Raw genomic sequence first — 26134 nt, 5'->3', positions numbered from 1 at the left:
AATAATGAGAATATTATTAAGCAATGATGACGGTGTTAATGCTCAAGGCATTAAGGCGTTATATCAAGAGTTAAAAAAGATTGCAGAAGTCACTGTTGTTGCTCCTGATCGCAACTGTAGTGGTGCGAGTAACTCACTTACCTTAATTAATCCGTTAAGAGCGCAAAAACTGGATAATGGTTTTTATTCTGTTAACGGTACACCTACCGATTCAGTGCATTTAGGGATCAGTCAACTGATGGACCCTGCACCTGATTTAGTTGTAGCCGGCATTAATCATGGGGCTAACTTAGGTGATGATACGCTTTATTCTGGTACGGTTGCAGCAGCCACCGAAGGGCGGCATATGGGTATGCCAGCTGTAGCAGTATCACTAGCAGGCAAAGACGAAAAACATTTTGAGACAGCCGCTGTTGTTGCCGCAAAGTTTATACAGCGGTTGAGACAACATCCACTACCTGCTGATCAAATTATTAATTTAAATGTACCAGATGTCCCGTTAACAGAAGTTAAAGGTATTAAAGTCACACGTTTAGGTCATCGTCACAAAGCTGAAACTATGAAAGTGAGTAAAGACCCTTGGCAACGCGACATTTATTGGTACGGAGCATTAGGTGCAGAACTTGATGCCGGAGAAGGTACAGATTTTAATGCGGTCAGTAAAGGATTTGCATCGGTAACACCGTTAACAGTTGATATGACAGCTTATAAAAGTATGTCAATTATGACTGAATGGATTAATGAATTTCAATTAAGAGAATAATAAAATGAATGTCAGAGTAAGACATCGAGTGGGTGGAAAATCCACGCGTAGTGGTGAGTTGCTGGCGCAGAAGTTACAATCCGAGGGGATAAAAAATCCACAAGTGCTACAAGCAATTGCTCGTAGCCCTAGACATATATTTATACCAGAAATATTAGCACATAAAGCATATGACAATACCGCGCTGCCGATAGGCCAAGGGCAAACTATTTCTCAACCATATATTGTCGCAAAAATGTCAGAACTACTTCTAGCTGACGGCACTCCTGACAGTATCTTAGAAATAGGCACAGGATCAGGTTACCAAACATCAATTTTAGCGCAATTAACGCCACATGTTTATTCTGTTGAGCGTATTAAGTCTTTGCAATTTCAAGCGAAAAGAAAATTACAGTCCATCGATTTTCACAACATTTCCATGAAGCATGGAGATGGTTGGAAGGGTTGGAAAAGCAAAGCACCCTTTCAAGCTATCATTGTTACAGCTGCGCCAACAGAAGTACCGCAAGCATTATTAGAGCAACTAGCAGATGGCGGACGTTTAGTTATACCTGTGGGTGAACAAACACAAATACTAAAAATTATAAAGCGACAAGGTAATGAATTTAATGAACAACATGTGGAAGCCGTTCGTTTCGTTCCATTAGTACCAGGAGCGGTACAATGAAAATATTTACCGCGCTCTATGATTGGACAATAAAATGGGCTAAGCACAAATTTGCGCCAGTCATTCTCGCCGTACTAACGTTTGCAGAATCTGTATTTTTTCCTATACCGCCAGATGTGCTATTAGCGCCAATGGTTGTTGCAAAAAGGCGTAAAGCTTGGTTTTATGCTTCTTTAACAACTGTGGCGTCTGTGATGGGCGGCGTTGCGGGTTATGCGCTTGGCTATTTTATGTTTGAGCCGTGGATTCAACCTTTAATCATTGAGTGGGGTAAGCAAGAAACGTTTGATCAAGCGGTATTTTGGTTTAAAGAGTGGGGGGTATGGGTAGTATTCATTGCCGGTTTTTCTCCTGTTCCGTACAAAGTTTTTACCGTGAGTGCTGGTTTTTTACAAATGGCATTTTTGCCGTTTTTATTCGTTTCAGCGATTGGCAGAGGTTTGCGTTTCTTTTTAGTTGCAGGCCTTATATATGCTGGCGGTGAGCAAGTAGAACAAAAACTCAGGAAATGGGTTGATATTCTTGGCTGGCTGTTGGTAGCCTTAATTGCTATCGCCTATTTCGCGCTTCGTTAATAACGTTTAGTTCACTTTAAAGAGGGATTTGTGCTTAATCGAATTGTTGTTTGCTTACTGTTAATGACCTTATTTGCTTGTTCATCAAGACAAACACCGGCACCCGTAATAGAAGCGAAAGCTAAAGTACCGTTAAGTAAACAAGTGCGGAATAGCCTATCAGGCACTGAATATATCGTTAAGAAAGGAGAAACGTTATATTCTATTTCTTGGCGTGCTGGTTTAGATGTTAGAACACTCGCTTCATACAATGATATTGCTCCTCCGTTTAAAATATTTCCTGGACAAAAAATATTTTTAGCTAAAAAATCCGTGAAGGCGAGTAAAAATAAACCTTCAAGTAAAACGACACAGAAACAACAGCAGAAAGTTGTAAAAAAACCTGTTGCATCAAATAAAAAGCAGGCGTATGGTAAAAATGTAAGAGGGCAAAAAACATACATAAAGCCATCTGACAATCAAGGAACATTTTCGCAAAAAATAAGAACGTGGAAATGGCCTGCAAGTGGAAAGCTCATTAATAAGTTTTCTACGAGAAAACAAGGTAATAAAGGAATTGACATCGCAGGTAATCGTAATGATTCTGTGAAGGCAGCAGCTGATGGCAAGGTAGTATATGCCGGTGATGTGTTGCGAGGATATGGCCAGTTGGTTATCGTCAAACATAATGATGACTACTTAAGCGCTTATGCTCACAACAATCAAATATTGGTCAAGGAGCAGCAAACTGTTAAAGCAGGTCAAGTTATTGCGAAAATGGGTGATAGTGGCGCGGAAAGAGTCATGCTTCATTTTGAAGTTCGCTTCCGTGGTAAGCCAGTAAATCCATTAAAGTATTTGCCGAGAAGATAAAAACTAAAATAATAATTTGGAGATGACGTGAGTATTTTATAAGTAATTCAGCTTTGCGAATGATGGGAGATTATAGCATGAGCAAAAAAAAAGAATTAAAAAGTGAAACTGTCGAAAACGCTGTTAATGCAGCAGAACAGGAAGTATTAGACAAAGTACAGGATGATGTACCTTCAAATTTAGATGCCACACAGTTGTATCTTGGTGAAATTGGCTTTTCACCCTTGTTAACTGCTGAGGAAGAAGTTTATTTTTCTCGTTTAGCCCTAAAAGGTGACGAGCCCTCAAGAAAACGTATGATTGAAAGTAATCTGCGTCTTGTCGTAAAAATTGCACGTCGTTATAACAATCGTGGATTACCACTATTAGATCTCATTGAAGAAGGGAATTTAGGTTTAATTCGTGCTGTTGAAAAGTTTGATCCTGAACGCGGCTTTAGATTTTCAACCTATGCAACGTGGTGGATACGTCAAACAATTGAACGAGCGATCATGAATCAAACGCGTACCATTCGCTTACCTATTCATGTAGTCAAAGAACTTAATATCTATTTAAGAACTGCCCGTGAGTTGGTGCAAAAGCTCGATCACGAACCAACCGCAGAAGATATTGCTCATGCTTTAGATGTACCGGTTGCCGATGTATCGAAAATGCTCCGTTTGAATGAGCGTATTGCCTCAGTAGATACCCCATTTGGCGCTGAGTCAGACAAAGTATTGTTAGATGTTATACCCGATGAAAAATCAAATGGTCCGGAAAACAACTTACAAACAGATGATATTAAAAATAATATTGTGCATTGGCTGAATGAGTTAAATTCAAAACAACGAGAAGTACTCGCACGTCGTTTTGGATTATTAGGCTACGAAGCTGCAACCTTAGAAGATGTTGGTGTTGAAATTGGATTAACTCGCGAACGAGTACGTCAAATTCAAGTTGAAGCTTTAAAACGTTTACGCGATATTTTAAGCGGTCAAGACTTATCAATTGAAGCTTTGTTTCAAGCGTAATAAGGATTAAGCCAAATTAGATAAACCAGCCAATTGGCTGGTTTTTTTGTTTGTTAATAAACGTTGCCCTTTGGGTTCGAACAAAATTTAATCTCGAAAGATCAACAGGTCCTAGGTGATTACTTTTAAAAAGACGATGTATTAAAAATATACTCATGCTTGGCTTACATTTTTAATGTACCTGACCCTTTTAATCTAATTTTTGCTTTAAATCATACAATAAATCTAAAGCCTGCTTTGGTGTTAAGTTATCTATATCTGTGTTTTCTAAGGTATTCACAACAGGGTGCTCAATATCAACGAGTGGTAACTGTTCGTAAGGGGCTTTTAAGTCAATGTTAACACTTGGCTGTTGTGTCTCTAACTCTTTAAGTTTTTGCTTTGCACGTTGGATCACGCTATGTGGCACACCAGCAAGTTGAGCAACTTGTAAACCAAAACTTTTGCTTGCTGCACCTTCTTGAACGGCATGCATAAAAATAATGTTGTCATCGTGCTCTTTAGCGTCTAAATGTACATTGGCTAAGGTTGGAATTTGTTCGGCGAGTAAGGTTAGTTCAAAATAATGACTGGCAAATAATGTATAAGCTTTAGTGCGTAAAGCAAGCATTTCTGCACACGCCCAGGCGAGTGAAAGACCATCGTAAGTACTAGTACCTCTGCCAATTTCATCGAGTAATACCAAACTATTTTGGCTTGCATTATGCAGAATATTGGCCGTTTCCGTCATTTCAACCATAAAGGTAGAACGACCACTTGCTAAATCATCAGAAGCACCAATTCGGGTAAAAATACGATCAACTAAGCCGATTTTAGCGGCATCTGCCGGTACAAAACAACCCACATGAGCAAGTAAAACGATTAATGCAGTTTGGCGCATATAAGTTGATTTACCGCCCATGTTAGGGCCGGTAATTATCAGCATTTTACGGCTGTCTGACAGTGCTACTGGGTTTGCAATGAAAGGATCTGCTGTCATTTTCTCGACTACGGGATGACGGCCATTATCAATATGTATGCCTGAGCCATCATGTAATATTGGTTGTGAGTATTGTAACGTTTCTGCTCGTTCAGCAAAGTTAGCGATTACATCTAGAGTCGCTAAGGAGTCAGCAAGAGACTGTAAAGAATCGATGTTTGGCAGTATGAGATCAAATAGCGCTTCATATAATTTCTTTTCTAAGGCTAAAAACTTACTTTGCGCACTTAATACTTTTTCTTCATGAGATTTCAATTCTTCGGTGATAAAGCGTTCGTTATTTTTTAGTGTTTGTCTACGAATATATTCCGGCGGAACTTCATTCGAGCTTGCGCGGCTAATTTCAATATAAAAGCCATGTACTTTATTGTAACCAACTTTTAATGATTGAATGCCAGTTTTCTCTTTCTCTCTTTGCTCTAGCTGAGCTAAAAACTCACTCGCCCCTTGGCTAAGATCCCTTAAGGTATCTAGCTCTTGATTGTAGCCAGGCGCGATTACCCCACCATCTCTTATTAACACAGGCGGGTTCTCAACGATAGCCGTGGTTAATAAATCGCTGAGGTGACTTATTGGTTGAGTATTTTTAGCAACTGTTGTGAGTAGTTCACTTTTGGTATTAGCTGTAAATGGTTGTAGCATTGGCAATATATGTAATGCATTTTTGAGCCTTGCAAAGTCACGAGGTCTAGCTGTTCTTAATGCAATTCGGGCAACAATTCGCTCAACATCGCCCATTTTTTTTAATAAATCTTGAATGTCTACATATGATTCATGCTCAATTAACGTTGAAGTAGCATGCTGCCTCGCTTGTAACGTAGGCAAATCGCGCAACGGAAAATGCAACCAACGCTTTAGTAATCTAGAACCCATTGGGGTGGTTGTGCCATCTAATACTGAAGATAAAGTATTTTCTTGTCCACCTTGTAAATTCTGGGTTAATTCTAAATTTCGGCGTGTGGCTGCATCTAAAATAACACCTTGTTGTGCCGATTCTGCTTTGATAGCACGTATATGCGGCAAAGCAGTTCGCTGAGTGTCTTTCACATACTGTAACAAACAACCTGCGGCTGCTATGCCTAATGGAAACGCTTCTACTCCGAAGCCTTTTAATTCTTTAGTGTTAAATTGCTTGTTCAATAATGCCACGGATGTTTGATGGTCAAATTCCCAGTCAGGGCGTCTTCTTATTCCTTTAAAGCTTCGGATCAAAGCTTCATGCTCGAAAGACTCCGGATATAACAGCTCTGCAGGCGATAATCGTTGTAATTCAGCTTGCAGTTGCTCGTTAGATTGGGGTTCACAGATGACAAAACGCCCGCTGGTCATATCTAAGTATGCTAGGCCAAAGTGTTCTTTATGTTGAAAAATACAAACGAGTAAATTGTCTTGGCGATCAGACAATAAAGCTTCATCGCTAATAGTTCCAGGTGTCACAATGCGAACAACTTTTCTTTCTACAGGGCCTTTACTGGTTGCGGGATCACCTACTTGTTCACATATAGCGACAGATTCACCAAGTTTAACGAGTTTAGCTAAATAATTTTCTACGGCATGGTAGGGCACACCGGCCATTGGAATTGCATTGCCGCCAGCTTTACCACGAGCTGTTAAGGATATATCAAGTAAATCTGCGGCTTTTTTCGCATCATCAAAAAATAATTCGTAAAAATCCCCCATACGATAAAAAACCAAAATGTTCGGAAATTCAGCTTTTATTGTCAGATACTGACGCATCATGGGTGTGTGTGAATCAAGGCTTGGGTTTGTGGTCATTAATTAACTTATCAATATGTTCTTATATTGTAGATTGTAATTTTAACTAAGGGGTGTATTCAACCTTAAATAGAGTAACTTTGGAAAAGTGTCTAAATATTTTACACTTATGTAATGTTTTTGTTATTTAAAATTCTTAAGTTATTGTTTTTATGGGTTATATACATGCTGGCATTTAATTTGCTTTTTGTTTGTAATAACAAAATGTTTTTAATTAACTTAATGGAATAAAAAATGATTAATAAAGCAATCAAAACTCTTTCTCTTTCTTTATGCCTAGTAGCTGGTGCATCTCAAGCGACAATACTAGATTATTATGACACGATCACAAATGGTCAAAATCAATTCACAACAACTGTGACGAATGCAGGCAGCGCGGTAAGTTCAGTTAATTTAAGTGGATTAAGTGGCGGAAACTCTTGGGATTTGGGTGATTTTACGATTTCAACCACTGATGGATCATATGAAAGTGTTTATGGTGCAAATGTTGATAACTCTACAGGTGAAATGATTGGTATTGACCCGCGAGATAACAATGATAATGGTGCAGGTTCTGGTTTAACCTTTACGTTTGACAGCGCAGTGAATGCATTAGGCTTTGAAGTAGGCGATTGGGCAACATGCTGTTTTACTTCTGAGTTATTTATCAGCTTTGATGGCGGTACAGCAATTAAAGTAGCAAGTGCTACAAATGTTAACGATAACCCTGCAACGGCTGCAGGCGGTAATGCTGGTGATGCATTCTTCGTTGGTGCTATTGATGATTCGTCTCAATTTACTACGGTTACTTTTTTTGGTAATGGCTTTGGTGAGTTTTTAACTGCAGGTGGCACCATCATGTATTCAGCACTTGATGTTGGCTCAGTTACTGTACCAGAACCTTCTACAATTGCTATTTTAGGTTTAGCAATGATGGGGTTATCTTTTTCAAGAAGAAAAGCATAATCTAACAGAAAATACATAAATGAAAAACGCTACTCGCTTTGAGTAGCGTTTTTTTTTGTTTGTTAGCTAAACCTTAAAGCGAATAAAATTTTCAATATAAACAAGATACTACTGTTTAATTCAGCAAAAAAACTACGTTATAATAAAAAAACACTTGATACTGTACGGTCATACAGTATACTTTGCGCATTACAAAGATTTATCCGAAACATTGGAGCAAGAAATGGACGATAACAAAGAAAAAGCACTCTCTGCTGCGTTAAGTCAAATTGAACGTCAATTTGGTAAAGGTTCAATCATGAAATTAGGTGAGAATCGTAGCATGGATGTTGAAACCATTTCTACAGGTTCTTTAGGGTTAGATATTGCACTGGGTGCAGGCGGCTTACCAATGGGACGAGTTGTTGAAATATACGGCCCAGAATCAAGTGGTAAAACAACCTTAACACTAGAAGTGATTGCCGAAGCGCAGCGTAATGGAAAAGTATGTGCTTTCGTTGATGCGGAACATGCACTTGATCCTATTTACGCAGAAAAACTTGGTGTGAATATTAATGAATTACTCGTTTCACAACCTGACACAGGTGAACAAGCATTAGAGATTTGCGACATGTTAACGCGCTCAGGCGCCGTTGACGTGATTGTAGTTGACTCGGTTGCAGCGCTAACACCAAAAGCTGAGATTGAAGGTGACATGGGAGACTCTCACATGGGTCTTCAAGCACGTATGCTTTCTCAAGCAATGCGTAAATTAACCGGTAACCTTAAACAATCTAATACCATGATGATCTTCATCAACCAAATTCGTATGAAAATTGGTGTTATGTTTGGTAACCCAGAAACAACAACAGGTGGTAATGCACTTAAATTTTACGCCTCAGTACGTTTAGACATTCGTCGCATTGGTGCGGTAAAAAATGGCGATGAAATTGTGGGTAATGAAACGCGCGTTAAGGTAGTAAAAAACAAAGTAGCACCGCCATTCAAGCAAGTTGAGTTTCAAATTTTGTATGGTGAAGGTATCAACAGTTTAGGTGAATTGCTTGATTTAGGGGTTCAAAATAAGATGGTTGAAAAAGCAGGTGCTTGGTATAGCTACAACGGCGATCGTATTGGTCAAGGTAAAGCAAAAGCAGTTGAGTATATGCGTCAAAACCCTGAAGTATCAAAAGAGCTAGATACTCGTTTACGTGAGATGTTTTTAAATAAGAAAACTGAAAGCTCAGAACAAGAAGAAGCGGTAGCCGAGTAAGCTACATCAAGAGCGTGTAAGTTTAAACACGGCAGACTTGCTTATTTTTATCCTTATACTTTAGAATATAATAAAAACCCAGTAACATTGCTACTGGGTTTTTTAGTGATCAAAAATACCTATATCAGACAGTTTCAATCTAAACTATGCATAACTGTTTTAGACGTCTATACGTTTAGATGTTGACATAGCTAGCAATCCAAGGCACATTACACACTATAATAATCTGTAAAGGTTATCTTCGAGAAATACAATACGAATCGACTCTTGGGTGTATGCAATGCCAATTAAAATTCCTGATCAACTACCTGCCTTACAAGTTCTTGATAATGAAAATATATTTGTTATGTCAGAACATAGAGCTATTAATCAAGAAATTCGTCCCATGGAAGTGGCGATTTTAAACTTGATGCCTAATAAAATTGAAACGGAAGTACAAATTTGTCGAATGCTGTCAAATACGCCATTACAAATTAATATTGAGTTTGTCCGTATTAATACAGCAGAATCTAAACATACCCCACAAGAGCACCTAGATAATTTTTATCGTTTATTCGATGATATTAAACATAAACAATATGATGGTCTTATTGTTACGGGGGCACCACTTGCTTTATTAGAATACGAAAAAGTCACCTTTTGGGATAAAATTTGTGAAGTATTTGATTGGGCTGAAAGAAATGTTACATCTACAATGTTTTCGTGTTGGGCTGCGCATGCCGCTTTGTATCATCATTATGGCTTGAACCGTCACTTACGACCTAAAAAATTATCAGGCGTTTATCTTCATTCTCCTTTAGATGCAAAAGAAGATTTAACTCGTGGATTTGAAGATTACTTTAATGTGCCTCATTCCCGTTATGGTTATATTGATAAGGCTGATTATTTGTCAGTGCCAAATTTAACCGTAGTGGCTGAGTCGCCTACAGCTGGAGTATATCTGGCCGTTAGTAAAAATAAGCAGCAAGTATATTTAACGGGACACCCAGAATATGATGCGACTACCTTAGATGATGAATATCATCGTGATCTAACAACCTCAGAAAATGCTATAATGCCCGAAAACTACTACCCAGAAAATGACGTTAAACAAAAGCCAATGTGTAACTGGAAAAGCCACGGCAGTCTTTTATTTACTAACTGGCTAAACTATTACGTTTATCAAATTACACCCTATCAGCTTGATGCTAACAATATTCAGGCAATTCATCCTAGTCATCAACGTTAATAAAGAGTCATCACATGCAACATTCAACCTCCTTTTCATTAATGAAACAGCAATTAGAAAACCGCATCTTAATTCTTGATGGCGCTATGGGGACGATGATCCAAGCTTATAAATTGGAAGAACAAGATTATCGTGGTGAGCATTTTGCTGATTGGCACTTAGATGTTAAAGGTAATAACGATATGCTGGTGTTATCGCAACCAGATATCATTAAAGCTATTCACAGCGAATATCTTGCTGCAGGCGCTGATATTATTGAAACAAATACTTTTAATGCCACTACTATCGCAATGGCTGATTATGACATGGAATCTCATAGTGCAGACATTAACAAAGTGGCTGCGGCATTAGCCCGTGAAGTCGCCGATGAATTTACCGCAAAAGAACCGCACAAACCACGTTTTGTTGCGGGTGTGTTGGGCCCAACGAATAGAACTTGTTCTATCTCTCCTGATGTAAATGACCCTGCGTATCGAAACGTCACTTTTGATCAATTAGTTGAAGCATATAAAGAATCAACTCATGCGCTTATTGAAGGAGGTTCGGATCTTATCTTAATTGAAACGATCTTTGATACCCTAAATGCGAAAGCGGCTATATTCGCTGTTGAAACAGTATTTGAAGAGTTAGATATTAAGTACCCCGTCATGATTTCGGGCACGATTACTGATGCTTCAGGCCGCACTTTATCAGGGCAAACAACTGAAGCGTTTTATAATTCATTAAGACATGCAAAGCCAATTTCCTTTGGTTTAAATTGTGCATTAGGGCCGGTTGAACTCAGGCAATATGTGCAAGAAATGAGTCGAATCTGTGACTTTGCCGTATCAGCACATCCTAATGCTGGTTTACCTAATGCTTTCGGTGAATATGATTTTAGCGTTGAAGACATGAATACTCATGTAGAAGAATGGGCGCAATCGGGTTTTTTAAATATTATTGGTGGTTGTTGTGGAACCACACCTGAACATATTAAAGGTATGGCTGCCACAGTTGCGAATATTGAACCTCGTGCTATCAGTACTAAGAATATTGCTTGTCGATTATCAGGTTTAGAAGCGCTGACTATTGATAAAGACTCATTGTTCGTTAATGTGGGTGAACGAACTAATGTGACAGGTTCAGCGGTTTTCCGTCGATTAATAACGGAGGAAAATTATGAACAAGCTATTGCTGTTGCACTTCAACAGGTTGAAAACGGTGCACAAATCATTGATATCAACATGGATGAAGGCATGTTGGATTCACAAGCGGCAATGGTTAAATTTTTAAATTTGATTGCTGGTGAACCTGATATTGCAAAAGTGCCGATTATGCTCGATTCGTCTAAATGGGACATTTTGGAAGCAGGATTAAAGTGCATACAGGGCAAAGGGGTAGTTAATTCAATTTCATTAAAAGAAGGTGAAGATCAATTTAGGCATCAAGCGAAGTTACTCAGACGTTATGGCGCAGCCGTTATCGTGATGGCTTTTGATGAAGCAGGTCAGGCTGATACTCGAGAGCGTAAATATGAAATTTGTCATCGTGCATACCATATTCTTGTTGATGAAATAGGCTTTCCAGCAGAAGATATAATTTTTGATCCTAATATTTTTGCTGTTGCTACAGGTATAGATGAACATAATAATTACGCGGTCGACTTTATTGAAGCTGTAGGCGACATTAAACAAAATTTACCTCATGCAATGATTTCAGGTGGTGTGTCAAACGTTTCATTCTCGTTCAGAGGTAATAACCCTGTTCGTGAAGCAATACATGCTGTGTTTCTCTACCATGCGATAAAAAATGGTATGGATATGGGGATTGTAAATGCAGGGCAATTGGCGATTTACTCAGATTTACCTACAGATCTAAAAACCGCCGTGGAAGACGTTATCCAAAATAGTGATGATGGAGCAACGGAACGATTACTTGAACTTGCTGAAAAATTCCGAGGTCAGGGGGGGACAAAAGATAGTAAAGTTGATCTCTCTTGGCGTGAACTTCCGGTAATTAAACGGTTAGAGCATGCATTAGTAAAAGGGATAAATGAATTTATTATCACTGATACCGAAGAAGCGAGAATAGAAGCGAAGAGACCGTTAGATGTAATTGAAGGGCCATTAATGGATGGCATGAATGTTGTCGGTGATTTATTTGGCGCAGGTGAAATGTTTTTGCCGCAAGTGGTGAAATCTGCACGAGTAATGAAACAGGCGGTTGCTCATTTAAATCCTTATATTGAAGCCGAAAAAACTGAAGCGCGTTCAAATGGTAAAGTACTTTTAGCGACGGTAAAAGGTGACGTTCACGATATAGGCAAAAATATTGTCGGTGTAGTGTTACAGTGTAATAATTTTGATATTATTGATTTAGGCGTGATGGTTTCATGTGATGACATTTTGCGTGTAGCAAAAGAAGAAAATGTTGATGTAATTGGCTTATCGGGTTTGATCACGCCATCGTTAGATGAGATGGTGCATGTAGCAAAAGAAATGGAACGTCAAGGCTTCAATTTACCTTTACTTATAGGGGGCGCTACCACGTCGAAAGCGCACACAGCGGTAAAAATTGAACATCAATATAAAGAGCCAGTGGTTTACGTTCCTAATGCTTCTCGATCAGTTTCCGTCGTGAGTAATTTATTATCGGCAGAGCTACGTACAGACTTTATCGCAAGACAAGATAAAGAATATGAAAAAGTACGTGAACGCCACTATAAAAAAGGACCTCGTTCAAGTTTGATCACCTTAGATCAAGCGCGAAGTAATCCTGCACCGATTAGTTTTGACAATTACATACCGAAAAAGCCAAACCATCTAGGGGTCACAGTGCTTGATTCTCTTGATTTAAACATTGTGCGTAACTATATCGATTGGACACCATTTTTCATGACTTGGCAGTTATCGGGTAAGTATCCACTGATATTAAAGCATGAAGTGGTAGGTGAAGAGGCAACTAAATTATTCAATGATGCTAATGCGATGATTGATGATGTGATTGCTAATAACAAATTACAAGCTAAAGCCGTCTTTGGATTATTTCCCGCTTATCGTGAGCAAGACGATCTGTGGGTCTTTGAAGATGAAGCAAAACAAACCCCATTGATGCGTTTACATCAGTTAAGGCAGCAAAGTAAGAAGCCTTCAGGACAATTTAATCGTTGCTTAGCTGATTATGTGGCGGATAAGGACAGTGGCGTTGCTGATTATATGGGAGCATTTGCTGTTTCAGCGGGTTTTGGTATTGAAGCGCTTACTAAAGCATTTGATGCTGAGCATGACGATTATAATAGCATTTTAATAAAAGCGGTTGCCGATCGTTTAGCTGAGGCTTCAGCTGAATATCTTCATGAAAAAATTCGTACAGAATATTGGGGCTATGCAGCGGATGAGTCGTTAGCGAATGAAGACTTAATTCGTGAAAAATATCAAGGTATACGCCCTGCACCTGGTTATCCTGCTTGTCCTGATCATACGGAAAAGGGCATGTTATGGAGTTTACTTAATGTTGAAGAAAATATCGGTATGGAACTTACTTCAAGTTATGCAATGTGGCCTGGCGCTGCCGTTAGTGGTTGGTACTTTGCTCACCCTGACAGTAAATACTTCGCTGTTGCTAAGGTGGCAAAAGACCAAGTATTAGACTACGCTGCGCGTAAGGAGTTGACCCTTGAACAAGCTGAGCGTTGGTTGTCTGCGAACTTAGATTACGAACCCGATTAAAGGTTATACCGTTTGATATAATTTCTATATTTTTAGAATAAAAAAAACCGGCAAATTTGAAGCCGGTTTTTGTTTGCTTACTCTTTGTGTGTTACCAAATACGTACACGATCTTCTGGGGCTAAATAAAGTTCATCACCTTCTTTAACATCAAATGCCTTATACCAAGCGTCGTGATTTCTTGGTGCAAGGGCACGGAAACGTCCTGGTGCGTGTGTACCTGCACGAAGTTGGCTCAACATACTTTTCTCAGTGCGTTTCTCTTTCCATACTTGTGCCCATGCGAGGAAGAAACGTTGATCACCGGTTAAGCCATCAATGATAGGCGCCTCTTTACCGTTTAAGCTTAGTTTATAAGCATGGTATGCCATCGCGATACCGCCAACATCACCAATGTTTTCACCTAGGCTGTTTCGGCCATTTACAAAGTTTTCTGGAATAGGTTCGTACTTGTTATATTGTGCTGCAAGTTGATCAGCTTTTGCATCGAATGCGGCACGATCTTCGTCTGTCCACCAATTACGTTGAATACCGTTAGCATCTGATTTTGACCCTTGATCATCAAATCCATGGCCCATTTCGTGACCAATTACTGCACCGATTCCGCCGTAGTTTACCGCAGGATCTGCGTTTGGATCGAAAAATGGTGGTTGTAATATTGCTGCTGGGAATACAATTTCATTAAATGAACTGTTGTAATAGGCGTTAACTTGTTGTGGTGTCATACCCCAACGATTACGATCAGTTTTTTCTAATTCTTTGGCCGCACTGTCAGCACGGAAGAATTGGCGAATGTTTTTAATATTGCCAAGTAAATCTTTACTTGAGATTTCAAGACCGTCAAATGACTGCCAAACATCAGGGTAACCAATTTTTGGATTGAAAGCGGTTAGTTTTTCATGAGCGTTTACTTTTGTTTCTTTGCCCATCCAATCTAATCCATCAATACGCTCGCCCATGGCTTTTCGTAAATTTTCAACTAACTCAGACATTTGCTGTTTAGATGACTCAGGAAAGTATTTATCTACGTACACTTTACCAATGGCAAAACCAAGAGATTGTGTACCAGACATTTGAGCTACAGCACGTTTCCAACGAGGACGAGGTTCTTGTTGGCCGCGTAATTCAGTACCGTAAAACTTGAAGTTAGCCGCGTAAATATCTTCAGCTAGTAATGATGAGTTATTAGAGATGGTATGGTAAGTCATATAGTCTTTCCACACACTTAGCTCTTCATCATTAATTAAGCTGATCATCGCCTTAACAGGCTCAGGCTGTGAAATATTTAATTGGGGAACTTTATATTCTGTTTGAGCAAAGTATAGATCCCAGTTAAAACCAGGGTATTCTTTTGATAAATTAGCACGTTCAATCTGGTTTAACGTTAAGTCGCGGTTACGTCGTTTTTCTCTCGGCCAGTGGCCTTCGGCAATTTTCGTTTCTAATGCTAAAATGGCTTTTGCTTTTTCTTCACCGTTTTCAACGCCAGCGAACGCAAGCATTTCAGCAATGTGAGCGACATAAGCAGCGCGCGTTTTTTCAAATCGTTCGCTGTCTACTAAATAATATGAGCGATCTGGCATACCTAATCCGCTTGCACCGATAGACATTTCATACTTGTCAGGGTCTAAACGGTTAAACCACATACCACCACTTAATGGACTTGTCGTACCGGTTAACCATGCTTGACCAAACATTTTTGTTAAATCATCAACAGAATCAACGGCTGCAATGTCATCAAGAGTCGATTGAATAGGGGATAGTCCAAGTTTGTTGATGGTTTCAACATCCATGTAGCTGTGATAAAAATCAGCTACCTTTTGTTCTTCAGCATTTAAGTTATCGCGTGAAGTTACATCATCAATTATTTCTTTAACTTGTTTTTCGCTGCGCTCTGCTAACGCGTTAAATGCACCATAGCGGGTTTTATCTGCTGGCATTTCGTAATTATCGTACCAGTTGCCACTAGCGTACATGAAGAAGTCGTCGCCTGGTTTAACGGTAAGGTTACGAGCCGTTAAATCTACACCGAATGAACCTAGTTCAGCTTTGGCTGTTGTGCTAGTTTCTGCGGTATTTTCAACGTTAGCTTCTTGGCTAACGGTCGTTGAGGTCGTTTGTTCGCTACATGCGCTTAGCAAGATTGTAGCGATAGAAATGGCTAAAAGTGATTTTTTCATAGATGTCTCTTATCGTTTTTATAAGTCATTTTTACGCTACTTATAATGGCGACTAGCCCAATAAAGTCAACCATGAACCGCTAAGTAACCTAATTGATAAGATTAATAACCAATTTTTGAATGATAAAATAAATTAAAACAAGTAAATATCTACTTTATGATCTACCTTCTTCGTTGAAGCACAGTGAAGAATAGCTGGTTTTGTAATCTTTATTGTACTTTTTGCCAAATTTCATACTCAACGCGTTTGCCATCATGCCAGCGTGAGTTATGCCATTGGTCATTTTTCATCTCATAGTGAAAGGTGTATACACCATTACCCTCTAAAGGGTATGACGCCATACTTGGTTTTTCGCTATAGGTGGTGTTGGTAAATTGATAACTACCTGTGCCTGCGGCCCAAAATTTATCTTGTGAAAAAGTAACGAAACTAAAATGTTTTTCACCAATGACCTTTTGAGAACGTATTCCAATTGATTTATATGTAATGGTTTCATTTTTATTATTAACATATTCACCTGAAACTAATTGCCAAGTGCCGATAAACGGATTGTTGCTTGCCCAGCCACACAGAGATATACAGCTTAGGCTTAGGATGAGTATTACGTGGTTTACTTTCATTGTAGTTTCCTGGTTATTTAGAGCTTTTTAATATGCGTTAAATGACTTCTAATGCGTCGCTGATTTTTTTTACGCCGATGACTTCCATCCCTTCAATACGATCTTTTGGCATATTAGCAAAAGGTACAATGGCGCGTTTAAAACCATGTTTTGCCGCCTCGTTAATTCGCTCTTGGCCACTGGGTACTGGCCTAATTTCTCCAGATAAACCTACTTCGCCAAATACCACTAAATCTTGTGGCAAGGCTTTATCCCGAAAGCTTGACACTAACGCTAACATGAGTGCTAAATCAACACTGGTTTCAGATACTTTTACACCACCCACAACATTGACAAAAACATCTTGATCATTCATTTGTAAGCCGCCATGACGGTTTAAAATAGCCAATAACATGGCGAGGCGATTTTGTTCAGCACCAACGGCAACCCTTCGTGGGTTACCTAAGGCTGAATGGTCAACAAGCGCTTGAATTTCAACTAATAACGGCCTTGTTCCCTCCCAAAGTACCATGACGATACTGCCTGGTGTTTGTTCTTCACTTCGGGTGAGAAAGATTGCAGATGGGTTTTTAACTTCTTTTAGGCCTGTACCTGTCATGGCAAACACGCCTAATTCATTCACTGCGCCAAAGCGGTTTTTATTACCACGTAAGGTGCGATAACGGGAGTCGGTACTGCCTTCTAGCATAATAGAGCAATCAATACAGTGTTCTAATACTTTTGGCCCTGCTAATGCACCGTCTTTTGTCACATGGCCCACTAAAATCATGGCTACATGGTTTTGTTTAGCAAAACGAGTGAGAAAAGCCGCCGCTTCCCGTACTTGCGATACACTACCAGGCGCTGATTGAATATCAGCCATATGCATCACTTGAATAGAATCAATTACCATGATTTTAGGTTGTTCTTTTTCAGCAATATGACAAATATTTTCTACGCTTGTCTCTGATAACAATTTTAGCTTGTCTGCGGTTAAACCAAGCCTTTTAGCGCGCATTGCAACCTGTTGTAATGATTCTTCACCGGTAACATATAAAGTAGACATATGTTCTGAGAGGGTACACATGGTTTGCAATAATAGTGTTGATTTACCTGCACCTGGTTCACCGCCAATAAGGATAGCGCTACCAGGTACAATACCGCCACCTAATACACGGTCAAACTCTGCAAAACCAGCAGAAAATCTCGGTAGTTCTGCTAAATCAATGGTATCAAGTGTTTGAACTTGTGCTTCAGTTTGGCCAGCATAACCGACATAGCGCTGCTGTTTATTTGAAACCTTTGGTTGTCTAAATTCTGAAATGGTATTCCATGATTTGCATTCATTACATTGTCCAAGCCAGCGAGAGTAATCAGCGCCACATTCTGTGCAGACGTAAGAGGGTTTATTTTTTGCCATTGTATAAAAGGTACGCTTATTGCTTTAAAAAATTAGATTAAGTGTATTAAAAGTCAACTTAGTGTATGACATTTAACTGATTCACATTATAATGATTTCGACTATAGGTATAGCCTTAACGTAATTGTACTAACTTTGATGAGCAAATGACTAAAGATTTTTCAAAATATCAAGCGATAATCGATGAATTTTCCGGTACTGTCACGGCTGAGGATTTTGAATCTCGTTTTAACGAAGCAACAGTAAAGTTACCAAAGTCTGATCGCTTTTTAGTTAAAATGGAAGTTAAGCGCCTTGCAACACCGTGTACGCGTTTAATTGACTTACGTGGGCATGTTGATGGTGAGTGCCGCCCATATGTACATGAAAATAGAACGCATTATCTTGATGATATTGCAATTAGGGCTTTTGAAGATACCCTCGAATTGTACGGTGGTTATACGCTAGCTGTTTATGAAGCGGTGATGAACACTGAAAACAATTTTAGAGTGATGTACCATCGTGAAAAAGATCAGCTTTCTGGTACTGTACCTCCTAGCCCTGCTCCTAAAGCTAAAGTGTTTGAGAAAACGCAATATCCTGCAGAGTTACTGCGATTTGGACCTTACTTTAACCGCAAAGAAGAGCGGATGAATTTCGCTATTCCATTAATCGTTGAGCTTCCTGATGGTAAAGAAATCGAAGTTTCCAGTTCAGATATAAGCGTGCATGGTTGTAAATTCCGTTATAGTGGTAAACATAAAATTACCATGCGTCATGTACTCATAGTACGCTTTACAGGGCTTGAGAATGATTTTCAGTTTGGTAAAAATAGTCATTATCGTTATCAAGTTAAAAATATTCAACTAGTTGATAACGTACAATTAGTAGGGCTTGAACGAGTACCTGATAGCGATGTAAAACGGGATGGTTTTCGGCAATTTCTTGCCGGCTTTATTCAAGGCAATAAACGTCGATATAAGATCAATTTAGATAACACAATTTCTGCCCTACATTCTAGATGTATTGAACAATTTGTGTTACCTAAATCGAATGAGTTGCCTATTTTTATTGAAGATACCGATGATGGCATTTTGCCAAGGTACGTGTTGACTTGTCATAACAACCAAGGCACCTTTCAATATTGGCAAGATGAGTCTCGCCACAGTACATTAAACTATCTTGTTACCCCTGAACGTTTATTACGCATTAAAAAGCACGCTTCAAAGCATTCACCATTACTCGTGTATAGTTTTGTGCATGACAGTAATGGCAAAGCATATTTTTACACTGCAGATTCTATTCAGCTTGAAGATGACGATGTTTTTAGAATGCATTTTTTTGGGTTTGCAGCCAATAAAGCAAGTTTTGCTGTTCATCAACTTTATACGTTACCATTAGATGAATCATACGCTGAATCTCCGTTAACGTTGGCGAATAGTCTTGCTAAACGTGATCAACACTTGAATCAGCCTATTACTGAAGATGTTTTGTTATCGATATCTAATTTGTCGATGCTGGTGATTGCACAACGTATTGACTCTCCAGAAATTATTGACTTTTATAAAGGGTTCAATTTTGATGATATCAATACAAATAAACTGAAAAATTTTGGCCATAAAAGATTAGCAGAACCTTTGGCGATAGATGACGTTGGTATTAACTTTAATAATCAACGACAAGAGCCTAGGTTTAAGTACAAAACACCTCTTGCTGTCTCCTCAGAGGGGGTTCAGTGGCAGGGGATATCTGAAGATTTTTCAACCTCTGGTTTGAAAGTTGAACTAGAAAAGCCTTGTGTATTAACTCGCGGCAACATCATTAATGTTTCTTTTATGCAGCTGCAAAAGATTACCTCGTCATTTGATTTAAATGAGTTGCCTTACGAGGTCATGCGAGTTAGTAAAGATAAAACGGTTTTACATTTACGTGTTTATGTTGAAAAGCATAAACACATAGGGCGCTCCTTTTTTAAAGCGTTAATTGAAAAAAACCGTGATAAGCTCACTCCCGATGAATACGCGATGTTTAGCCCTGGGTTGGCAAAAGCATTACGTAATATTTATAGTCGCAGTTTACAAACTATTTCAGTCGTGGTGCAAACTAGTGGTAGCCGTTATAAATATGAGACCATTGCAACCAATGATGACGAAAGCCCATTATTACGTCAATGCAAACGGATTAGCGACAGGGTTCATCATTTTAATTTATACCCTGTGCTAAGCCATTTGAAAGCGACGAATTTCTTTAATGAGTCGCTGAAGAAGATGCAACCGGAAGATACATCGATTGATGAAACTTTATATATTTCTATCAATCCAGAAAATGATATTGTTGAACAAGCGGTGAATACAAAGCTTGGTTCTGATCTGCAGTCAGATATGTTTAAAAAAATGTTTATTAAAAATGCATTAAAACGCGGAGAGTTTTATTGTATTCAAATGAAGTTATCTCGTACTGATGATCCTGATATGAAATATTTAAACCCTGAACTTAGTTATATCAGTGCATATGCAATACACCGCGGAAAACAAATCGAACAAGATATATGGAGTGTTGTTGGGGTAGTACAACTTATTGATGTGACGCACGAAGCGCTTAATCGCTATCAATTAATGGCCAATGATATGTGATAGTTCACTCCTGTCCTAATGTAATTTGTTCGTTGAATGTGCTTAATACAAACTCAACGAACGATCTGTCTAAAAACTTATGCCAACCAGTGAAGCATTAAATCTAAACCTGCATTATTGATGGTCGTGTCCGCTTGTTTCACCACAATAGGTTTAGCATGAAAGGCTACTCCTAGATGCGCAGCTTTCATCATAATTAAATCGTTGGCGCCATCACCCATTGCAACTGTTTGCGTTGCCTCAATATTAAATGTATTTGCTAATTGTATTAAACACTCGGCTTTTGCTTGCGCATCGACAACATCACCAATGACGTTACCTGTTAATTTTTTGTCTACGATTTCAAGTATGTTTGCGTGTGCTGCATCTAATTCAAGTAGCTGCTGTAAATGGTCGGCAAAATAGGTAAACCCTCCTGAGGCTATGGCGATTCGCCATTTATGTGCTTTTAGGGTATCGACTAGGGTCGTTAAGCCTGCCATTAATGGTAGATTTTTCACTACCTCTGCTAAAATTGACTCAGGAGCATTCGCTAAAGTGGCTACACGTTGATGTAAGCTTTGAGCAAAATCTAATTCTCCTTGCATTGCGCGCTCGGTGACTTCCGCTACTTGTTCACCAACACCAGCTAATACGGCTATTTCATCAATGCACTCAATTTCTATAGTGGTTGAGTCCATATCCATGACTAATAAGCCAGGTTGAGATAACAAAGGCGCATGTTGAATAATGGCAGCTTCAATGGCTTGATTGCGTGTAAAGTCGGCAAGTGAATTGACGCTTTTCTCCAGTGAGTGGCAGTTAATCGCAAATCGATAACTTGTTAATGAAGATCTATGATTAATAGCTGTGAGAGCAATCAAGGTAATGTCACATTCGTGTGTAAGTGCTAATAAATCAGATAAGGTTAATGTGGAAAATACCACGAGTTCTATATTGTGATCGGCAATGAATGATGCTTTTTCATCATCCGTAACAAGCAATGCTAAGGCATGTTCATTTAATGTTAACGACTGAGGAAGATTTAGTTCATCTTCTATAAAAACTTGTGATAATTGTTGTTTGGAAAAATTATTTAGCGGGAAGTGAGTTACTATACTAGCCACGGCTCTGCCTTTTAAGTTTAGTTATATTTAGTTGAAAATATTGTCTTGCGTATATTTCATTGTCGAGTATAACACTTTATAGTGTGGTTAACGCGTGACGAGATTTGCTATATGAAACAAAATCAACCGCATTTATACCCTAGATTGTCATCTATTTATAATAAAATAACGCAATTAGCTATAGCGATAATACTTATTGTGCTGGTGATGAACATTTGGGTGTTTAGCTACGGTGATCAACAATCAGCAATTAATGAGCACTTTATTGAGCTTTCAGATGAAGTTGTCAGCCAAATGGCGATCACTAGTTTAACACTATGGCATGAAAACCCAGAAAAATTACAGCAATATATTGATCAAACGACTAACACTCCTTGGATCAAAGATATTTCTATCTATGATGAAACCGGCCAGTTAATACTGTCTAATGTTGAACAACAGTCAGTCCTTGCGCTATATGGGTTAGGGGATTACCTAGCACCTAATGAGTCTCAATATTTACCAGTAGTTCATGAAGTACGTGATGCAACGTTAAAAGGGTATTTACGGGTAACGTTACTTAAAGAGCCGTTTACGCGTTCATTAGAAGCTGCAAGTGATGAACAGTTTGCTGATTTCCGTCTGATGATAATGCTGGCAGGTGTGGTTGGTTTTTTACTAACCCGCGGATTAAATCGTTTTAGCCGTCAAAGTTTTCGTCTAGCCAAGTAATCGTTCTTAAACATGTACAATGTTATCAACATTAACTTCAAGTTGCGTGGCAATATCTTCTGGTGTTTCAACACGCAATAAACATAATTGCTCAAAAACTTTAATGATATTCAGTGGCGAGTTTGGTTGACCTTGCTCCCCCGATAAAGGCATTGCAGGTGCGTCAGTTTCTAACACTAATGTGTCTAATGGGAAGCGTTTAACAGCTTTACGAGTTTTTTCGGCTCTTTCGTAAGTAATTGTGCCACCAATACCAAGTTTAAAACCCATGTCAATATAGGTTTTTCCTTGTTGGTAACTACCAGAAAAACCATGTAAAAAACCACCTGTTTGAGGCTTTTCTTGCTTTAAAATTTCTATGAGCTCGTTATGAGAACGCCGATGATGAATAATGAGAGGTTTATGATATTGCTTTGCAAGTAAAACCTGCTGACGAAAAAACTGTTGTTGTTGTACGAGGTTATTTTGTTCTTTTGCTATTTTTCCATCAATGCCGCATTCACCAATCGCAATAAGATGTTCTTGGTGTTTTTCAATCATCGCTGCTAACTGTTCTAATACTTGAAATGTTAAACCTTTTAGGTACCAAGGGTGAATACCTAAACAGGGTAATATAGTAAGATTTTTTCTGCTTTCTCGCTTCAATGTTAATACTTGCTGCCAGTTTTTAGGAGATACTGCAGGCACTATAATGCGGTGAATATTGGCCTTAATGCATTGGGTAAATAATGCATTTGGATCTTCATTAAGCGGCTGAAAGTCTAAATGGCAATGACTGTCGGTAAATAACATAAGCGTGACCTAAGGGCTGTTAACCTTTGTTACATGAATTTTGCAGCGTTATTTTGTAGTTTTTCTAATTGTGGCTCAAGTTGGTAGTGCGTGACAAATGTTTGATCAATTTCTTTTTTACTCAGTAATGCATTCGCTAAATAGGTTGCTTGTGAAATGCCAAGGGTGTTACCTAGAAGATTTTCAGGTGTATATTGATATAATACCGCTTCAATCAAGTTGTAAGGAAATCCCCAAATATGTAATAAATAGGCACCAACTTGGCAATGGTCTGTAGAAAATATTCGTTGTTCAAGGGCAATATCATCGGTCATTTTTGCATGATGATTAAAAAATGTTAGCGTAAGTTTTTTATCCATTTCAAATAACACTAACTTACCTATGCTATGTAAAAGGCCTGCTAATAGCGCATCCTGTTTGAGTGTTACTGGGACCAATGATGCTGCTAATTTTGCTGTATTAAGCGCTTTTAATTGCTCATCAATAATTGAGTAATTGGGAATATCGGGCTGATAAGAAAAAAGCTCGGCAGTCATGACAATACAGCTAAGAGTATCAACTCCCATTTTAGTGATCGCTTCGCTAATATTGGTTATAGGCTTATCGCTTTGTGCAAAAGTGTTGTTTGTAAACTGAATGACTTTGGCAGCTAAGGCTGGGTCTTGCGACACTATTTCTGCGATTTTATTTGAATCAACATTCGCTTGCTTGAGTAGGCGATTTAATTGTAAGTAAACTTTGGGCGGGCTAGGTAACGTTTTTACTTGTGCTACTGTTTTTACAACGACTGCTTTTGTGATTTGTTGATGTGCAGAGCCAAGAGCAATAATCGTTTTGATGATTTTAGGCGCATCAATAGGATGGTGATACAAATAATGAGCTGATAAGTCTTCGTTAATGTTACCCTCTGCAATAACGGCAAAGCGTACTACCTGTGGAAATTTAAGCGCAATTGCTTTTAACAAATTCGCTAGGGTAGTACGTATAGGCTTATCAGCGATAATAACCACATCAAAAGCATGCTTTTGCAGCAGCTTTATGCCCATTACCGCGTCTGTAATGTAAGCCGTTTTACACCGGCGCTGTTTTAATAAGGTATTAATGGGAGAAAGTGATTGCTCACCATTATCTATTAGCAACACTTTCATGTCACTTTCCTTACATTCTTTCCATTATATCAATACCAAGAATTTCTAAGCCTTGCTTTAATACATTGGAAACTTGTGCGCAAAGTGCCAAGCGTGCAGTTTTAACCTCAGGTGCAATACCATCTTTTAAAATAGGGCAAGCCTCATAAAAACTCATGTAAAGACTGGCTAATTCGTAAAGGTAATTACATAAAAGGTTAGGTGTACAATCGTTGATCACTGCATCTATTACATCTTCTAATTGTAAGACTTTTAGTGCTAGTGCTTTTTCTTGTGGTTCAATTACTTTAAACGCTGTATTCAGTGATTGTGGCGAAATAGCTGCTTTAGAAAAAATACTTTGAATACGAGAATATGCATATTGTAAATAAGGTGCTGTAGCACCTTCAAAACTTAGCATGGTTTGCCAGTTAAAGATGTAATCGCTGGTGCGGTTTTTTGAAAGGTCGGCAAATTTAACCGCGCCAATGCCAACTTTTTTAGCAATGGTAGCTAATTGTTCGTCGTTGTAATCAGGGTTCTTTTCTTTAATCACACTCTGCGCACGAATAACCGCTTCATCAAGTAATTCTGCAAGCTTGATCGTGCCACCTGTTCTGGTTTTAAAAGGTTTACCATCATCACCCATCATCATACCAAAAGGGCAATGATCATAACGAACATGGTCAGGTAAGAAACCAGCTTTGCGTGCTACGACTTCTACTTGCTTGAAATGTAATGATTGACGAGCATCAGTGAAGATAATAATACGATCAGCGTTTAGTGTCTTGCTACGATAGCGGCAGGCGGATAAATCTGTTGTTGCATATAAATAACCACCGCCTGACTTTTGCACGATAAATACGGAAGGTTCACCATCTTTATTTGCCATTTCATCAATGAAGACAACTTTTGCCCCTTGATCTTCAACGGCAATATGTTGTGCCATTAATTCATCGATAACGGCTGATAAGTCATCATTATATGCACTTTCGCCCATAATATCTTGGCGGGTTAACGTGACATTAAGTTTTTGATAAATCTCTTCGCTATGGGTGATAGAAATATCAATAAATTGTTGCCAAAGTGTAGCGCATTTACTGTCGCCACCTTGTAGTTTAACAACATAATCTCGGGCACGATCGGCAAAACCTTCTTCATTATCAAAGCGAATTTTAGCTTCACGATAGAACGTTTCTAAATCAGCCAGTGCCGTTTCAGCGACTTCATTCGCTTGTAATTTATCGTTAAGGTGAGCGAGCAACATGCCAAACTGTGTGCCCCAGTCACCCATGTGGTTTTGACGAATGACATTGTCACCACGAAATTCTAGCGCCCTAACGACAGCATCACCAATAATCGTAGAGCGTAAGTGGCCAACATGCATTTCTTTGGCTAAATTTGGTGCAGAATAATCAACCACAACATTTTGTGGTTCAGCACGTTGTGTCACGCCTAAATGTTTATCGCTAGCAGTATTGATTAACTGCTTAGTTAACCAGGTGTCAGCTAAATGAATATTAATAAAGCCAGGACCTGCTAATTCAACTTTACTTGCTATGCCGTTAAGATCTAAGTTTTCAACAACTTTTGTCGCCAATTCACGAGGGTTTGTTTTCAGCTTTTTAGCTGCTCCCATTACGCCATTTGCTTGATAATCGCCAAATTGTGGTTTTGTGGAGACACTTACTGCTGGATTTGTATCTTCAGGTAAGCCTGCTGCTACCATCGCTGTAGTGACTCTTTCAGCAAGTAGTTGTTTAATATTCATCTGTTATCTCTATCTATCTGCTAATTCGCACGCTAAAGGAAACCCTAAAGCAATTATTGAAT

The 26134-nt window shown here is 38.8% G+C and carries 19 protein-coding genes; 11 read left to right on the top strand and 8 right to left on the bottom strand.

Annotation, left to right across the window (positions count from 1 at the left end):
• Window positions 1–4 precede the first annotated feature (4 nt).
• The 5 genes from surE (at window position 5) to rpoS (ending at window position 3867) form a co-directional block, all read left to right on the top strand.
• Window positions 5–763, top strand: coding sequence for a 5'/3'-nucleotidase SurE (surE, locus tag BI291_RS02175; protein WP_074496028.1), 759 nt, complete (start codon window positions 5–7; stop codon window positions 761–763).
• A 4-nt stretch (window positions 764–767) separates the two neighbouring features.
• A complete protein-coding gene (locus tag BI291_RS02170; protein ID WP_074496026.1) occupies window positions 768–1430 on the top strand; it encodes a protein-L-isoaspartate(D-aspartate) O-methyltransferase in 663 nt (220 codons plus the stop codon).
• Window positions 1427–2005 carry a YqaA family protein gene (locus tag BI291_RS02165; RefSeq protein ID WP_074496024.1) on the top strand — a complete coding sequence of 193 codons (579 nt, stop codon included), beginning with the start codon at window positions 1427–1429 and terminating at the stop codon, window positions 2003–2005. Before BI291_RS02170 ends, BI291_RS02165 begins: the two co-directional genes overlap by 4 nt.
• A 30-nt stretch (window positions 2006–2035) precedes the next feature.
• Window positions 2036–2857, top strand: a complete 822-nt coding sequence (locus BI291_RS02160; protein WP_254849505.1) for a peptidoglycan DD-metalloendopeptidase family protein — start codon at window positions 2036–2038, stop codon at window positions 2855–2857.
• A gap of 77 nt (window positions 2858–2934) precedes the next feature.
• On the top strand, window positions 2935–3867 hold the full coding sequence (gene rpoS / locus BI291_RS02155) for an RNA polymerase sigma factor RpoS (protein ID WP_175573061.1): 933 nt from the start codon (window positions 2935–2937) through the stop codon (window positions 3865–3867).
• Window positions 3868–4057: 190 nt separating this feature from the next.
• Here rpoS and mutS read toward each other — a convergent pair whose 3' ends face one another.
• Complete coding sequence (gene mutS, locus BI291_RS02150) at window positions 4058–6622, bottom strand: DNA mismatch repair protein MutS (RefSeq protein ID WP_074496019.1); 2565 nt, start codon at window positions 6620–6622, stop codon at window positions 4058–4060.
• A gap of 234 nt (window positions 6623–6856) precedes the next feature.
• Between mutS and BI291_RS02145 the strand changes: the two genes are divergently transcribed.
• From BI291_RS02145 to metH, 4 genes are all read left to right on the top strand, one after another.
• Entirely contained in the window at window positions 6857–7567 is a 711-nt protein-coding gene (locus BI291_RS02145; RefSeq protein ID WP_074496017.1) for a PEP-CTERM sorting domain-containing protein, read from the top strand.
• A gap of 223 nt (window positions 7568–7790) precedes the next feature.
• Window positions 7791–8819, top strand: coding sequence for a recombinase RecA (gene recA / locus BI291_RS02140; protein WP_074496015.1), 1029 nt, complete (start codon window positions 7791–7793; stop codon window positions 8817–8819).
• Window positions 8820–9099: 280 nt separating this feature from the next.
• Window positions 9100–10047, top strand: a complete 948-nt coding sequence (gene metA, locus BI291_RS02135; protein ID WP_074496013.1) for a homoserine O-succinyltransferase — start codon at window positions 9100–9102, stop codon at window positions 10045–10047.
• Between the two features lie 14 nt (window positions 10048–10061).
• A complete protein-coding gene (metH, locus tag BI291_RS02130; protein WP_074496011.1) occupies window positions 10062–13754 on the top strand; it encodes a methionine synthase in 3693 nt (1230 codons plus the stop codon).
• Window positions 13755–13845: 91 nt separating this feature from the next.
• On the opposite strand, the gene BI291_RS02125 is transcribed toward metH, so the two are convergent.
• From BI291_RS02125 to radA, 3 genes are all read right to left on the bottom strand, one after another.
• A complete protein-coding gene (locus BI291_RS02125) occupies window positions 13846–15933 on the bottom strand; it encodes a M13 family metallopeptidase (protein WP_074496008.1) in 2088 nt (695 codons plus the stop codon).
• A gap of 210 nt (window positions 15934–16143) precedes the next feature.
• The gene (locus BI291_RS02120; protein ID WP_074496006.1) at window positions 16144–16554 is read right to left on the bottom strand and encodes a hypothetical protein; all 411 of its coding nucleotides are present in this window, start codon (window positions 16552–16554) and stop codon (window positions 16144–16146) included.
• Between the two features lie 37 nt (window positions 16555–16591).
• Window positions 16592–17953, bottom strand: a complete 1362-nt coding sequence (gene radA, locus BI291_RS02115; RefSeq protein ID WP_074496003.1) for a DNA repair protein RadA — start codon at window positions 17951–17953, stop codon at window positions 16592–16594.
• A 146-nt stretch (window positions 17954–18099) separates the two neighbouring features.
• Here radA and BI291_RS02110 point away from each other — a divergent pair, with 146 nt between their 5' ends.
• On the top strand, window positions 18100–20565 hold the full coding sequence (locus BI291_RS02110) for a PilZ domain-containing protein (RefSeq protein ID WP_074496001.1): 2466 nt from the start codon (window positions 18100–18102) through the stop codon (window positions 20563–20565).
• A gap of 77 nt (window positions 20566–20642) precedes the next feature.
• Here the strand turns inward: BI291_RS02110 and serB are convergent, their stop codons facing one another.
• Entirely contained in the window at window positions 20643–21671 is a 1029-nt protein-coding gene (gene serB, locus BI291_RS02105) for a phosphoserine phosphatase SerB (RefSeq protein ID WP_254849504.1), read from the bottom strand.
• A 111-nt stretch (window positions 21672–21782) separates the two neighbouring features.
• On the opposite strand from serB, the gene BI291_RS02100 reads away from it, so the two are divergent.
• Complete coding sequence (locus tag BI291_RS02100; RefSeq protein WP_074496000.1) at window positions 21783–22382, top strand: AhpA/YtjB family protein; 600 nt, start codon at window positions 21783–21785, stop codon at window positions 22380–22382.
• A gap of 6 nt (window positions 22383–22388) precedes the next feature.
• Here the strand turns inward: BI291_RS02100 and BI291_RS02095 are convergent, their stop codons facing one another.
• Genes BI291_RS02095 through argS form a run of 3 tightly spaced genes read right to left on the bottom strand, consistent with a single transcriptional unit; the run spans window position 22389 to window position 26072 of the window.
• Complete coding sequence (locus BI291_RS02095) at window positions 22389–23174, bottom strand: TatD family hydrolase (RefSeq protein WP_074495998.1); 786 nt, start codon at window positions 23172–23174, stop codon at window positions 22389–22391.
• A gap of 29 nt (window positions 23175–23203) precedes the next feature.
• Window positions 23204–24322, bottom strand: a complete 1119-nt coding sequence (locus tag BI291_RS02090; RefSeq protein ID WP_074495996.1) for an HDOD domain-containing protein — start codon at window positions 24320–24322, stop codon at window positions 23204–23206.
• A 10-nt stretch (window positions 24323–24332) separates the two neighbouring features.
• Window positions 24333–26072 carry an arginine--tRNA ligase gene (gene argS / locus BI291_RS02085; protein ID WP_074495994.1) on the bottom strand — a complete coding sequence of 580 codons (1740 nt, stop codon included), beginning with the start codon at window positions 26070–26072 and terminating at the stop codon, window positions 24333–24335.
• Window positions 26073–26134 lie beyond the last annotated feature (62 nt).

The organism is Thalassotalea sp. PP2-459 (genome assembly GCF_001913705.1).
In the GTDB taxonomy this organism is placed as follows: domain Bacteria; phylum Pseudomonadota; class Gammaproteobacteria; order Enterobacterales; family Alteromonadaceae; genus Thalassotalea_C; species Thalassotalea_C hakodatensis.
Note: the sequence above shows the minus strand (reverse complement) of the source record. Positions and strands in the feature narration are given on the sequence as shown.

What these genes read in the sequence shown, in the direction of transcription:
- surE (WP_074496028.1), top strand. Translation starts at nt 5, where the DNA reads ATGAGAATATTATTAAGCAATGATGACGGTGTTAATGCTCAAGGCATT.
- BI291_RS02170 (WP_074496026.1), top strand. Translation starts at nt 768, where the DNA reads ATGAATGTCAGAGTAAGACATCGAGTGGGTGGAAAATCCACGCGTAGT.
- BI291_RS02165 (WP_074496024.1), top strand. Translation starts at nt 1,427, where the DNA reads ATGAAAATATTTACCGCGCTCTATGATTGGACAATAAAATGGGCTAAG.
- rpoS (WP_175573061.1), top strand. Translation starts at nt 2,935, where the DNA reads ATGAGCAAAAAAAAAGAATTAAAAAGTGAAACTGTCGAAAACGCTGTT.
- mutS (WP_074496019.1), bottom strand. Translation starts at nt 6,622, where the DNA reads ATGACCACAAACCCAAGCCTTGATTCACACACACCCATGATGCGTCAG.
- BI291_RS02145 (WP_074496017.1), top strand. Translation starts at nt 6,857, where the DNA reads ATGATTAATAAAGCAATCAAAACTCTTTCTCTTTCTTTATGCCTAGTA.
- recA (WP_074496015.1), top strand. Translation starts at nt 7,791, where the DNA reads ATGGACGATAACAAAGAAAAAGCACTCTCTGCTGCGTTAAGTCAAATT.
- metA (WP_074496013.1), top strand. Translation starts at nt 9,100, where the DNA reads ATGCCAATTAAAATTCCTGATCAACTACCTGCCTTACAAGTTCTTGAT.
- metH (WP_074496011.1), top strand. Translation starts at nt 10,062, where the DNA reads ATGCAACATTCAACCTCCTTTTCATTAATGAAACAGCAATTAGAAAAC.
- BI291_RS02125 (WP_074496008.1), bottom strand. Translation starts at nt 15,933, where the DNA reads ATGAAAAAATCACTTTTAGCCATTTCTATCGCTACAATCTTGCTAAGC.
- BI291_RS02120 (WP_074496006.1), bottom strand. Translation starts at nt 16,554, where the DNA reads ATGAAAGTAAACCACGTAATACTCATCCTAAGCCTAAGCTGTATATCT.
- radA (WP_074496003.1), bottom strand. Translation starts at nt 17,953, where the DNA reads ATGGCAAAAAATAAACCCTCTTACGTCTGCACAGAATGTGGCGCTGAT.
- BI291_RS02110 (WP_074496001.1), top strand. Translation starts at nt 18,100, where the DNA reads ATGACTAAAGATTTTTCAAAATATCAAGCGATAATCGATGAATTTTCC.
- BI291_RS02100 (WP_074496000.1), top strand. Translation starts at nt 21,783, where the DNA reads ATGAAACAAAATCAACCGCATTTATACCCTAGATTGTCATCTATTTAT.
- BI291_RS02095 (WP_074495998.1), bottom strand. Translation starts at nt 23,174, where the DNA reads ATGTTATTTACCGACAGTCATTGCCATTTAGACTTTCAGCCGCTTAAT.
- BI291_RS02090 (WP_074495996.1), bottom strand. Translation starts at nt 24,322, where the DNA reads ATGAAAGTGTTGCTAATAGATAATGGTGAGCAATCACTTTCTCCCATT.
- argS (WP_074495994.1), bottom strand. Translation starts at nt 26,072, where the DNA reads ATGAATATTAAACAACTACTTGCTGAAAGAGTCACTACAGCGATGGTA.